This window comes from Geodermatophilus sp. URMC 61 (assembly GCF_052931555.1).
In genome coordinates this window covers 1,268,967-1,280,668 of the sequence record NZ_JBRFHZ010000002.1, presented here as the reverse complement: position 1 = coordinate 1,280,668, position 11,702 = coordinate 1,268,967, and the positions used below count along the sequence as shown (strand labels likewise).

The window sequence follows — 11,702 nt, the reverse complement described above, 5'->3', positions numbered from 1 at the left end:
GTCAGTGGGCCACGGCGGCCGCGCCGTGCTCGTCGACGAGCGCGCCGGTGACGAAGCGGTCGAGGGTGAACGGCGCCACGTACGGGTGGGGCTCGTCGTGGGCGATGGTGTGCGCCAGGGCCGAGCCGATGCCGGGCGTGGCCTTGAACCCGCCGGTGCCCCAGCCGCAGTTGAGGTAGACGTTGTCGTAGGGGGTCCGGCCCACGATCGGCGAGGCGTCGGGGCTGACGTCGACGATGCCGCCCCAGGTGCGCAGCAGGTGCGCCCGCGCGAACACCGGGAAGAGCTCGACGGCGGCGGCCATCTGGCGCTCGATGATGTGGAAGGCGCCGCGCTGGCCGTAGCCGTTGTAGGAGTCGACCCCGGCGCCCATGACCAGCTCGCCCTTGTGCGCCTGGGAGACGTACACGTGCACGGCGTTGGACATGACCACCGTGGGGTGCACCGGCTCGAGCAGCTCGGAGACCAGCGCCTGCAGCGGGTGGCTCTGCACCGGCACGCGGATGCCGAGCATGTCGGTGAGCACGGAGGTGTGGCCGGCCGCGCAGAGGGCGACCTTGCCGGCGGCGATGGTGCCGCGGGTGGTCTGCACCCCGGTGACCCGGTCGCCGTCGGTGGTGAACCCGGTGACCTCGCAGTCCTGGATGAGGTCGATGCCGGCCTCGTCGGCCCGGCGGGCGAAGCCCCAGGCCACGTAGTCGTGCTTGGCGATGCCGGCGCGCGGCTGGTACGTCGCCCCCAGGACCGGGTAGCGGATGTCGGCCGACGTGTTGACGACCGGGCAGATCTTGCGGACCTCGTCCGGCTCCAGCCACTCCGCGTCGACGCCGTTGAGCTTGTTGGCCTCGACCCGGCGCACGCTGTCGCGGACGTCCTGCAGGGTGTGGGCGAGGTTGAGCACGCCGCGCTGGCTGAACAGGATCGGGTAGCCGAGGTCCTCCTCGAGACCCTCCCACAGCTTCAGCGCGTGCTCGTAGATGGCCGAGCTCTCGTCCCACAGGTAGTTGGAGCGGATGATCGTGGTGTTGCGGGCCATGTTGCCGCCCGCCAGCCAGCCCTTCTCCAGCACCGCGACGTTCGTGATGCCGTGGTTCTTGGCCAGGTAGTGCGCGGTGGCCAGGCCGTGCCCGCCGCCGCCGACGATGACCACGTCGTAGGAGCGCTTCGGCTCCACGTCGCGCCACAGGAAGTCCGGGTGCTCCGGCAGGTCCGCGCCGGGGGTGCGTGGGGTGCGGGTGGCGTGGGAGGAACCGAGGCTCATCGGGGGACCTCCGTCAGGTCGGGGTAGAGCGGGTGGCGGTCGGCGAGCCGGGTGACCCGCGCGCGGAGCGCGGCGAGCTGGTACTCGCCGACGGAGGGCCGCAGCGCGGCGGTGATCACGTCGGACACCTCGGCGAAGTCGTCGAGGTCGAAGCCGCGCGCGGCCAGCGCCGGGGTGCCGATGCGGACACCGGAGCTGACCATGGGCGGACGGGGGTCGAAGGGCACGGCGTTGCGGTTGACGGTGATGCCGATCGCGTGCAGGCGGTCCTCGGCCTGCCGGCCGTCGAGCTCAGACTCGCGCAGGTCCACCAGGACGAGGTGGACGTCGGTGCCGCCGCTGACCACATTGATGCCGGCCTCGCGGGAGTCGGGGGCCAGCAGCCGGTCCGCCAGGATCCGGGCGCCGGCGAGGGTGCGCTCCTGGCGCTCCCGGAAGGCCGGCTCCGCGGCCAGCTTGAAGGCGACCGCCTTGGCGGCGATCACGTGCTCCAGAGGCCCGCCCTGCTGGCCCGGGAACACCGACGAGTTGAACTTCTTCGCCAGGTCCGCCGTGGCCAGGATGACCCCACCGCGCGGGCCGCCCAGGGTCTTGTGGGTGGTCGAGGTGACCACGTGGGCGTGCGGCACCGGGGAGGGGTGCAGCCCGGCGGCGACGAGCCCGGCGAAGTGCGCCATGTCCACCATCAGGTAGGCCCCGACCTCGTCCGCGATCCGGCGGAACTCGGCGAAGTCCAGGTGACGGGGGTAGGCCGACCAGCCGGCCACGATGAGCTTGGGCCGCCGCTCCAGCGCCAGCTTCTCCACCTCGGCCATGTCGACCCGGTGGTCCTCGCGGGCCACGTGGTAGGCGGCCACCTCGTAGAGCTTGCCGGAGAAGTTGAGCCTCATGCCGTGGGTCAGGTGACCCCCGTGGGCCAGGTCGAGGCCCAGGATGGTGTCACCGGGCTCCAGCAGCGCGGACATCGCCGCGGCGTTGGCCTGCGCGCCCGAGTGCGGCTGGACGTTGGCGTACTCCGCACCGAACAGCGCCTTCAGCCGGTCGATGGCCAGCTGCTCCACGACGTCCACGTGCTCGCAGCCGCCGTAGTACCGCCTGCCCGGGTAGCCCTCGGCGTACTTGTTGGTCAGCACCGAGCCCTGGGCCTGCATGACCGCCACCGGAGCGAAGTTCTCGCTGGCGATCATCTCCAGCGTGGTCTGCTGGCGCGTCAGCTCGGCGGAGATCGCGTCGAAGACCTCCGGGTCGGTGTCCGCCAGCGATCGGTTGAGCACCCGGTCCGAGATGGCCGGGGCCTGAGGCGCTCCGTCGACCTGGACGACCATGCCGCAGTCCCTTCTGTCATGAGATAAGCCCGAGGACTGGTATATCAGTCGTCCAACACCGTAGGGTGGTGCTCGAGCAGGGTCAAGGGGGGCCGCGAAAGGACCTCACCGGCCCGCACCGTGAAAGGACCCTCCCTGCTCCCCCACCGTCCGCGCGCTCACCGCGGGGCCCTCCAGGAGGGCCGCGGCGGGCCTCTCCAGGGAGGCCCGCACGTCCGCACACCCCCGAGAGGAGAACAACCGCCATGGCCTACGAGGTGAAGGGCGTCGTCGCCCGCAGCAAGGGAGCCCCCGTCACGGTGGAGACGGTGATCGTCCCCGACCCCGGCCCCGGCGAGGCCGTGGTCGACGTCCAGGCCTGCGGGGTGTGCCACACCGACCTGCACTACCGCGAGGGCGGCATCAACGACGAGTTCCCGTTCCTGCTCGGCCACGAGGCCGCCGGCACCGTGGCCGCGGTCGGCGCGGGGGTCACCAACGTCGCGGTCGGGGACTACGTGATCCTCAACTGGCGGGCGGTGTGCGGGCAGTGCCGGGCGTGTGCCAGGGGGGAGCTGCAGTACTGCTTCGCCACGCACAACGCCGCGCAGAAGATGACCCTGGCCGACGGCACCGAGCTGAGCCCGGCGCTGGGCATCGGCGCGTTCGTGGAGAAGACGCTGGTGCACTCCGGGCAGTGCACCAAGGTCGATCCGGCCGCGCCGGCCACCGCCGCCGGGCTGCTGGGCTGCGGGGTGATGGCCGGGGTGGGCGCGGCGATCAACACCGGCGGGGTGCGCCGTGGCGAGTCGGTGGCGGTGTTCGGCTGCGGCGGGGTGGGCGACGCCGCGATCGCCGGGGCGACGCTGGCCGGGGCGACCACGATCATCGCCGTGGACATCGACGACCGGAAGCTGGAGTGGGCCCGCCGGTTCGGCGCCACCCACACCGTCAACTCCCGCGAGACCGACGCGGTGGCGGCGATCAAGGGCGCCACGCACGGCTTCGGGGTGGACGTGGCGATCGACGCGGTGGGGCATCCGGCGGTGTTCGAGCAGGCCTTCTACGCCCGTGACCTGGCCGGGCGGGTGGTGCTGGTGGGCGTCCCGACCCCCGACATGCAGATCACGCTGCCGCTGCTCGAGGTCTTCGGCCGGGGCGGGGCGATCAAGTCCTCCTGGTACGGCGACTGCCTGCCCTCCCGGGACTTCCCGATGCTGGTCGACCTGTACCGGCAGGGCCGCTTCCCGCTGGACGACTTCGTCAGCGAGACCATCGGTCTGGACGACGTCGAGGAGGCCTTCGACAACCTGCGCCGGGGCGAGGTGCTGCGCTCCGTGGTGGTGTTGGACAAGTGATCGAGCTCGCGAGCCCACCGATGAGCCCGGTACCGCGGGGAACGGGTACGACGAGCGTGCGAGGAGGACGCGGGACCGCCCGCATCGACAAGGCCGTCGTCTCCGGCGTCTTCAGCCTCGACGGGCAGGACTTCGACGTCGACAACAACGTCTGGCTGGTCGGCGACGACGACGAGGTGCTCGTCATCGACGCCCCGCACGACGCGGCCCCGATCCTCGACGCCATCGGCGGGCGTCGGGTGACCGCCATCGTGCTGACCCACGGGCACAACGACCACATCACCGCCGCCGTGGCGCTGCGCGAGGCCACCGGGGCGCCGATCTGGATCAACCCCGCCGACCTCATGCTGTGGAGGAGCGTCCATCCGGAGGCGTTGCCCGATGCCCCCGTCGGCCACGGCACCCGCTTCTCCGTGGCCGGGACGTGCCTGTTCTCGATGCACACCCCGGGCCACAGCCCGGGCAGCACGTCGCTCTACGCACGCGACCTGGCCACCGTCTTCACCGGCGACACGCTGTTCTGCGGCGGGCCCGGCGCCACCGGGCGCTCCTACAGCGACAGGCCGACCATCCTGAACTCCATCCGGTCGTGTCTGCTGACCCTGCCCGAGGACACGGTCGTCAAGACCGGCCACGGCGACGACACGACCATCGCCGCGGAGGTGTGCCGTGTCCGTTGAGAGCCCGGGCCGGGCACGTGCGCCCGGGGGAACAGGACCACCACCTCCGGTGGAGGGCCGGCCGACGCGGCAGCGGACCCGCCTCGCGCTGCAGCGGGCGCTGCGAGACGCGAGCTACGAGGTCCTGCCGCTGCGGGGCGCCGAGGAGTCGGTCGTCGGGCACGTCCCCCGGACCGTGCCCCTCACCGTGACGGTGACCGAGGCCAAGGGCTTGACGCCGACGCTCGAGTTGGCCGAGCGGTTGTCGGGTCACGGGTTCGTCGCCACGCCCCACCTGGCCGCCCGCCTCGTCCGGGACCGGGCCCATCTGGCCGACGTCGTGGCCCGCCTGCGGACCGCCGGGGTGAACAGCGTCTTCGTCATCGGGGGCGATGCCGCCGAGCCCGCGGGGAGGTTCCCCGACGCGCTCTCCCTGCTCGAGGAGCTGGAGACCGTCGGCCACCACTTCGAGGACGTGGGCATCGGCGGCTACCCCGAGGGGCACGGACACATCAGCGCGGAGCTGATCGAACGCGCCCTCGAGCGGAAGGCCCCGCACGCGACCCACGTCATCACCCAGCTGTGCTTCCACCCCTCGACGACGACGGCATGGGCACGGCAGGTCGAGCTGCGGGGCGTCGACCTGCCCATCCGGATCGGAGTCCCCGGCGCGGTGACACGCCAGAAGCTGGTGCGCATCTCGGCCGGGCTCGGGCTCGGCCAGTCGGCCCGGTTCCTGGTGAAGCAGCAGAGCATGTTCTGGCGCTTCTTCCTGCCCCACGGCTACCGGCCGGACCGTCTCGTGGAAGCCCTCGCACCCAGCCTCGGCCGGCCCGAGCACAACCTGCAGGGCTTCCACTTCTTCACGTTCAACGAGGTGGCGGGGACGGAGGCGTGGCGGCAGGAGTGGCTGGCCCGGCTGTCCGACGCAGACCCGAGGTAGCGGGGGCGGCCGCCGTCGGCGAGCCGATGGCACGACCGGGGAGGACGGCATGCCGGGCCCGGTGTGCAGTACGGAGGCGTTCCACTCCTCCCCTCGCCGGAGGGCGGCCGCCGGCCCTCCGGCAACTCCCTGCTGATCAGCGGGACGGACCGCACCGTGCTGGTCGACCCCTCGATCGGCGAGGCGGGTCGTCATCGGCCATGCCCACGAGGACCCACTGGCGGGACTGCACCCCTTCCCGGACCTGCCGGTCCCCGCACACCCCGCCGAGGTCGGCGCCGTCCGCTCCCCCGAGGTCCTGCTCCCCGGCTTCGGGATGGGACCCTCCGAGACCGGGTCCTCCGGGAGCAGCTCCGCGACACCTCCCACCTGAGCGAGCGCCAGGACGTCGGCACGTTCGAGGACGGCGACGTGGTCGACCTCGGTGGCCGGACCCCGACCGTCCTGCACCTGTCCGGGCACACCGCGGGTCACTGCGGCTCGCTCGTCGAGCCCGACGGTTCCCGCGTTCCTCGCGGACATCGACCTGACGTCCCTCGGCCCGTACCACGGCGACCTGTCGAGCGTCGGACCGCCCTCCTGCACCGGGAGCGACTCGAGCGCCACGGCGTGGTCGTGCCCACCGACGCCGGCCACCTCGCCGTGTGACGGACACGGCTCCGTGGCGCCGTACCGCTCGGCCACGGACACCCCAGCGGGGCCGAGGACGTCGTCCTCGGCCCCGCTGGGCGGCCCACCCTTCAGGAGCTCGCCGGCCCCGTCCCGGGTCCCGCTGTCCCCCTGCAGGGTCCCGCCGCGAGCCCGCGAGCGGTGGGGGGCAGGGGGTCCTCCCTCAGTCCGACAGGCGCTGCGTCAGCCACTCGTGGAACTCCCCGATGTGGTGCTCGGAGGGCACCAGGACGCCGCCGTTGGCGTAGGCGCGGGAGGACATGGCCGGCTGGGTGCGCTCACAGGCCTCGAAGTCCTGCTCGTTGACCCGGTGGAACAGCTCCACCGACCGGGACACGTCCTTCCCGGACTCCACCACCTCGCGGGTGTACAGCCAGTCGCACTCCACGATGGTCCGGTCGACCGACACCGGGAACATGCGGTGGAAGATGACGTGGTCGGGCACCAGGTTGACGAAGACCGTCGGCCGGACGGTGATGGCGTAGTAGCGGCGGTCCTGGTCCTCGTCGACGCCGGGGAGCCTGCCGAAGCCCTCGCTGCCGTCGACGGTGAAGCCCTGGACGTCGTCGCCGAACTCCGCGCCGTGCCCGACGAAGAACTGCGCGGCGTAGCCGTCGGCGAACTCCGGGAGCACCTCGGTGAGCTCGGGGTGGATGGTCGCGCAGTGGTAGCACTCCATGAAGTTCTCGATGATGAGCTTCCAGTTCGCCTTCACGTCGTAGGTGATGCGGCGGCCCACCGTGAGCGAGTCCAGCTCGTAGTGGTCGATGGACTCCAGGTCCCCGAGGCGGTCGGTGATGGCGCCCATGACGTCGTTCTCGAAGGACGGGGGCTCCTTGGCCAGGGAGACCCAGGCGTACCCCAGCCACTCCCGCAGGTGCACCGGCACCAGGCCGTACTGCACGCGGTCGATGTCGGGCATCTTCGTCAGGTTCGGGGCCGCGACCAGCTTGCCCTCGAGGTCGTAGGTCCAGGCGTGGTACGGGCACTGGAAGGCCCGCTTGACCTCACCGGAGTCGTCGGTGCAGATCTGCGCGCCGCGGTGCCGGCAGATGTTGAGGAAGGCCCGCAGCTGCCCGTCACGGCTGCGGACGATCAGCACGCTCTCCCGGCCGACCTGGACCTTCCGGAACTTCCCGGGAGTCGGCAGGTCGGCCGACCGCACGGCGCAGAACCACATGGTCTCGAAGATCCGGCTCTGCTCGAGGGCGAAGACGGCCGGGTCTGTGTAGTAGTGGCCCGGCAGCGTGGAGATGAGGCTCGCGGGCAGGTCGGTGGTGGTCATACGGCACCTCGGGGATCTGGGGACACCGGAAGTCGGGACAACGCCTGTCTGCGACAAGCCGCGGTCGTCGCCCGCCAGCGAGCTCAGGACGACCGATGTGTTGCACATTACTCAGCGGCTCGCGCAGGACGCAACAGTCTTGCCGCCGAGAATTCCCCGGATCCGCGCGGAGGATCTCCGAACGGGCCGGGACACCACCGCGCCCCCACCGCGACCACCCGGTGGCACGGCGGGCCCGGGCGACCGGACGGCGGCGGACGGAACGACGTGCACACGTGGCGCTTCCGACGCCGTCCCGCTCGCGCTGGGTGCCCACATGGCGCCGAGGGGACGCAGCGAGGTCAGCGGGACGTCTCGACCACCACGGGAGCAGCGCCCCGCCGGGTCAGCGGGCCCGGGCGAAGAAGCCCAGCTTCCTGCTCAGCTCCTCTGCGCCCGACACCACCCGCCGGGCGAGCTTCGGGAAGTCCTCGGGATCCATGCGGAAGGACGGCCCCGAGACGCTGAGGGCCGCGATCACGTCACCGTCCGCGCCTCGGACGGGTGCGGCGACGGCGTTGAGCCCGATCTCGAACTCCTCGACCGTGGCACCCCACCCCTGCTCGACGATCCGGTCGAAGTCCTGTCGCAGCACCTCGGGATCGGTGATCGTGGCAGGGGTGAAGCGCTGCAGCTCCCGGGAGAGCACGTCCTTGCGGACGGCGTCGGGAGCGTAGGCCAGGAGCACCTTGCCGCTCGACGTCGCGTGCAGGGGGGTGCCCTGCCCCACCCAGTTGTGCGTGCTGAGGGCCCCCGGCCCCCGGGCCTGACTGACGTTCACCGCCCGGTCGACGTCCAGGATGGCGATGTTGACCGTCTCCTCGAGGTCGGCGGCCAGTGCGTCGCAGATCGGCCGCCCCTCCCGGGCGATGTCCAACTGCGCGGCGGCCGCGCCGGCCAGGCGCACGACGCCGAAGCCCAGCCGGTACTTGCCTCGGTCGGCCAACTGCTCGACGAAGCCCCGGCTCTCCAGTGCCGCCACCAGGCGGAAGGCCGTGGACTTGTGCACCCCGAGCTCGGCGGCGACCTCCGTGACGCCGGCCTCACCGTGGGCCGCGAGGATCTCCAGGACGCTCAGGGCCCGGTCGACCGACTGCACGACGGCGACCGAGCCCCGCTCCGCGTTCTCACCCTGCGACCCACTCATGACCTCAGCGTAGGTGGCGGATGGCAGGGTGCCGCGCGCCTCTTGACGTCACCGGGGAGGCTGGACCATGCTGTTGCGTCATCGGCGAAGAGTTGCGTTGACCGCAACAGTGACGAGCCTGGAGCGCCCATGATCCCGGTCTGCCCCACGACCGCGTTGCCGCCCGGCGAGGCGACCCGCGTAGAGGCCGACGAGCCCATCGCGGTCTTCAACGTCGACGGCGACTTCTACGCGATCGACGACACGTGCACCCACCAGGACGCCTCGCTGGCCGACGGGTGGCTGGACGGCTGCGCGGTCGAGTGCCCCCTGCACGCCTCCTGCTTCGACCTGCGCACCGGGAAGGTGTCCGGCCCGCCCGCCAAGACACCCGTCCGCACGCACCAGGTCGTCGTGCAGGACGGCATGATCTATGTGCAGCCCGGGGCCGCCGCGGACGGTGCCGCATGAGCCCCACCGTCGCCGTGGTCGGGGCCTCGCTGGCCGGTCTCTCGGCTGCGCGCGCGCTCCGGGACCAGTCGTTCGACGGCCGCATCGTGGTCATCGGCGACGAGGTGCACGCCCCCTATGACCGCCCGCCGCTGTCCAAGGAGTTCCTGGCCGGCACGGCCTCGCTCGACGACATCGCCCTGGGCGCGCCCGACGACGAGGACCTCGGCTTCGAGTGGCGGCTGGGCACCACGGCGGTCGGCGTGGACCACCTCAGCCGCTCGGTGCTGCTGGACGACGGCAGCGAGGTCCGCGCCGACGGCGTCGTCCTCGCCACGGGCGCCCGCGCCCGACGGCTGCCCGGCAGCGACGGGCTCGACGGCGTGCACGTGCTGCGCTCCCTGGACGACGCGATCGCCCTGCGGGAGGACCTGGCCGCCGCCGAACGGCTCGTCGTGATCGGGGCCGGCTTCATCGGGGCGGAGGTCGCCTCCACGGCCCGCAAGCTCGGGCTGGACGTCACGGTCGTCGAGACCCAGCCCGTCCCCCTCGCCGGCCCGCTGGGCGCCGACATGGGCGCGGTCTGCGCCGGGTTGCACGCCGACCACGGCACCCGCCTGCTGGTCGGCACCGGGGTCTCCGGGCTGATCGGCACCGAGAGGGTCGAGGCCGTCGAGCTGACCGACGGCACCCGCCTGCCCGCGGACGTGGTGGTCGTGGGGATCGGCGCCATCCCGAACATCGACTGGCTGGCCCACTCCGGCGTGGCCCTCGGCAACGGCGTCCTCACCGACGCGCGCGGGGCCACGAACATCCCGGGCGTGGTCGCGGTCGGTGACTGCGCCGCGACGTGGTGGCCCTCCGCGGAACGGCACGTGCGCATCGAGCACTGGACCAACGCGCTCGAGCAACCGGCCACCGCGGTCGCCACGCTGCTGGGCAGCGGCGAGCCGGCGCCGACGCCGGTGCCCTACTTCTGGTCGGACCAGTACGGCGCCCGCCTCCAGTTCGCGGGATCGCGCCGCGAGGGCGACGTCGCCCGTGTGGTGGAGGGCGACTGTGCCGACCGCAGCTTCCTCGCGGTCTACGAGCGCGACGGGCACCCCGTGGCCGTCCTCGGGATGAACCAGCCGCGCCTCTTCACCCGGTGGCGCCGACAACTGCGCTCGGCCGTGCCGGCCGCGTCCTGACCCCCGGCCGCCCCCGCACGCAGCGGTGCGGCGGCCCACCCCCGTGGCTCCGCACGCCTGGACCGCCGTCGCCGTGGTGACGGCGGTCCAGGCGTGCGGTTCCGGCTACGGCCTTCGCGCTGGGGACGCCCGCACCGCCTGGTCCGGCCGGTGCGTGACCGTGGCCGTTCGGCCGAGGACCGGCCGTCGCGGACGGCCCGACCGCTCCCCCGGTCACAGGTCGCGTGCCTGGCGACCACCCTGCTCCCCTTGTCGCGTGCCCGCGCGGGAGGCTGCATGAGCGGACGGCCGCCCGCACGGCGCCACCAGCGGGTGACCGACGCCACGACGGCAGACCGGGACGCTTCCCCGAGCTCGATCAGAGCGGAGTGGGAAAGGCGAGATCGAGTGCTGCGGTGTAGACGGCAGGGTCGACGTTCCCGCCGGAACAGACCAGGGCGACGTCGCGGTCGGTGAAGTCGTCCTGCCGGGACAGCACGGCCGCCAGGGCGGCGGCGCCGGCGGGCTCGGCGACGAGTTTGAGGTGCTGGTACGCGCCGGCGACCGCGAGGCGTGCCTGGTCGTCGTCGACGGTGAGCGGAGTGACGCCCAACTCGGCGAGGACGGTCAGCGGGCGCTGCCCCGCGACGGGTCCGGCGATGCCGTCCATGACGGAGGTGCACACGGCCGGGTTGCTGCACACCTGGCCCTCGGCGAGGGACCGGGCCATCTTGTCGTAGCCCCGCGGTTCGACGATGTACTTCTCGATGCCCGGGAAATGGTGCTCCATCGCGACCAGGACGCCCGAGGCCAGCCCTCCGCCGCTGCAGCTGACCACGACCGCGTCGGGTCGAACTCCGCGCGTGAGCAGGTCCTGGGCCAGCTCGAGTCCAGCTGTGCCGGCGCCGGCCATGATGGCGTGGTCGTCGAAGGGCGGGATGAACGTCATCCCTCGCTCCGCCACGATGGTCGCTGCGACCTCGGCACGGTCCTCGGTCGCCGGGTCGTAGAAGACGACCTCGGCGTCCCATGCACGGCAGTTGTCGACCTTGATGCGCGGGGCCGAGGTGGGCACGACGACGACAGCCGGGCATCCCACGAGGCGTCCGGCCGCCGCCACGGCCGCGGCGTGATTGCCGGCGGAGTAGCCGATGATCCCGTTGCGCAGCGTGGGCCCGTCGTACCCGAGCACCTTGTTGAGGGCGCCCCGGACCTTGAACGACCCGGTCACCTGCAGAGACTCCGCCTTCACGAACAGGCGGGCTCCGCAGCTCGCGTCGAGCGCGCGCGAGGTCAGGACGGGCGTCTCCATCACATGGGGTGCGATGCGGTCGGCTGCTCGACGGATGTCGTCCACGCCGAACTCGCGCCGCTCCGCCGACCTGTCAGCGACCACGGCCGCTCACCTCCCAGACGATGGAGATCTCGACCGGCGTGAT

10 protein-coding genes are annotated in these 11,702 nt (G+C 72.4%); 5 read left to right on the top strand and 5 right to left on the bottom strand.

Annotated features, from left to right (window positions below; translation table 11 throughout):
• Position 1: 1 nt before the first annotated feature.
• Together ACU610_RS05935 and glyA are read right to left on the bottom strand one after the other, a co-directional pair.
• Positions 2-1,261: a sarcosine oxidase subunit beta family protein gene (locus ACU610_RS05935; protein ID WP_446766786.1), complete on the bottom strand. Its 1,260-nt coding sequence runs from the start codon at positions 1,259-1,261 to the stop codon at positions 2-4.
• A complete protein-coding gene (glyA, locus tag ACU610_RS05930; protein WP_446766785.1) occupies positions 1,258-2,586 on the bottom strand; it encodes a serine hydroxymethyltransferase in 1,329 nt (442 codons plus the stop codon). The genes ACU610_RS05935 and glyA overlap by 4 nt, the downstream gene beginning before the upstream one ends.
• Positions 2,587-2,831: 245 nt before the next feature.
• On the opposite strand from glyA, the gene ACU610_RS05925 reads away from it, so the two are divergent.
• The 3 genes from ACU610_RS05925 to ACU610_RS05915 are packed head-to-tail and all read left to right on the top strand — an operon-like array spanning position 2,832 to position 5,525.
• The gene (locus tag ACU610_RS05925; protein ID WP_446766784.1) at positions 2,832-3,923 is read left to right on the top strand and encodes an S-(hydroxymethyl)mycothiol dehydrogenase; all 1,092 of its coding nucleotides are present in this window, start codon (positions 2,832-2,834) and stop codon (positions 3,921-3,923) included.
• 56 nt (positions 3,924-3,979) lie between these two features.
• Positions 3,980-4,603, top strand: a complete 624-nt coding sequence (locus ACU610_RS05920; RefSeq protein WP_446766783.1) for an MBL fold metallo-hydrolase — start codon at positions 3,980-3,982, stop codon at positions 4,601-4,603.
• Between the two features lie 49 nt (positions 4,604-4,652).
• Positions 4,653-5,525, top strand: a complete 873-nt coding sequence (locus tag ACU610_RS05915; protein WP_446766782.1) for a methylenetetrahydrofolate reductase — start codon at positions 4,653-4,655, stop codon at positions 5,523-5,525.
• 832 nt (positions 5,526-6,357) lie between these two features.
• Here ACU610_RS05915 and ACU610_RS05910 read toward each other — a convergent pair.
• Together ACU610_RS05910 and ACU610_RS05905 are read right to left on the bottom strand one after the other, a co-directional pair.
• Positions 6,358-7,479, bottom strand: a complete 1,122-nt coding sequence (locus tag ACU610_RS05910) for an aromatic ring-hydroxylating oxygenase subunit alpha (protein ID WP_446766781.1) — start codon at positions 7,477-7,479, stop codon at positions 6,358-6,360.
• A 385-nt stretch (positions 7,480-7,864) separates the two neighbouring features.
• A complete protein-coding gene (locus tag ACU610_RS05905; protein WP_446766780.1) occupies positions 7,865-8,665 on the bottom strand; it encodes an IclR family transcriptional regulator in 801 nt (266 codons plus the stop codon).
• Positions 8,666-8,794: 129 nt separating this feature from the next.
• On the opposite strand from ACU610_RS05905, the gene ACU610_RS05900 reads away from it, so the two are divergent.
• A complete protein-coding gene (locus tag ACU610_RS05900) occupies positions 8,795-9,115 on the top strand; it encodes a bifunctional 3-phenylpropionate/cinnamic acid dioxygenase ferredoxin subunit (RefSeq protein ID WP_446766779.1) in 321 nt (106 codons plus the stop codon).
• Positions 9,112-10,284 carry an NAD(P)/FAD-dependent oxidoreductase gene (locus ACU610_RS05895; protein ID WP_446766778.1) on the top strand — a complete coding sequence of 391 codons (1,173 nt, stop codon included), beginning with the start codon at positions 9,112-9,114 and terminating at the stop codon, positions 10,282-10,284. Before ACU610_RS05900 ends, ACU610_RS05895 begins: the two co-directional genes overlap by 4 nt.
• Before the next feature lie 358 nt (positions 10,285-10,642).
• Here the strand turns inward: ACU610_RS05895 and ACU610_RS05890 are convergent, their stop codons facing one another.
• Complete coding sequence (locus ACU610_RS05890; RefSeq protein WP_446766777.1) at positions 10,643-11,659, bottom strand: threonine ammonia-lyase; 1,017 nt, start codon at positions 11,657-11,659, stop codon at positions 10,643-10,645.
• Between the last annotated feature and the right edge of the window lie 43 nt (positions 11,660-11,702).

Bases quoted from the DNA above. Each gene is read 5' to 3' on its own strand.
- ACU610_RS05935 (WP_446766786.1), bottom strand. From the start codon at position 1,261: ATGAGCCTCGGTTCCTCCCACGCCACCCGCACCCCACGCACCCCCGGC.
- glyA (WP_446766785.1), bottom strand. From the start codon at position 2,586: ATGGTCGTCCAGGTCGACGGAGCGCCTCAGGCCCCGGCCATCTCGGAC.
- ACU610_RS05925 (WP_446766784.1), top strand. From the start codon at position 2,832: ATGGCCTACGAGGTGAAGGGCGTCGTCGCCCGCAGCAAGGGAGCCCCC.
- ACU610_RS05910 (WP_446766781.1), bottom strand. From the start codon at position 7,479: ATGACCACCACCGACCTGCCCGCGAGCCTCATCTCCACGCTGCCGGGC.
- ACU610_RS05905 (WP_446766780.1), bottom strand. From the start codon at position 8,665: ATGAGTGGGTCGCAGGGTGAGAACGCGGAGCGGGGCTCGGTCGCCGTC.
- ACU610_RS05900 (WP_446766779.1), top strand. From the start codon at position 8,795: ATGATCCCGGTCTGCCCCACGACCGCGTTGCCGCCCGGCGAGGCGACC.
- ACU610_RS05895 (WP_446766778.1), top strand. From the start codon at position 9,112: ATGAGCCCCACCGTCGCCGTGGTCGGGGCCTCGCTGGCCGGTCTCTCG.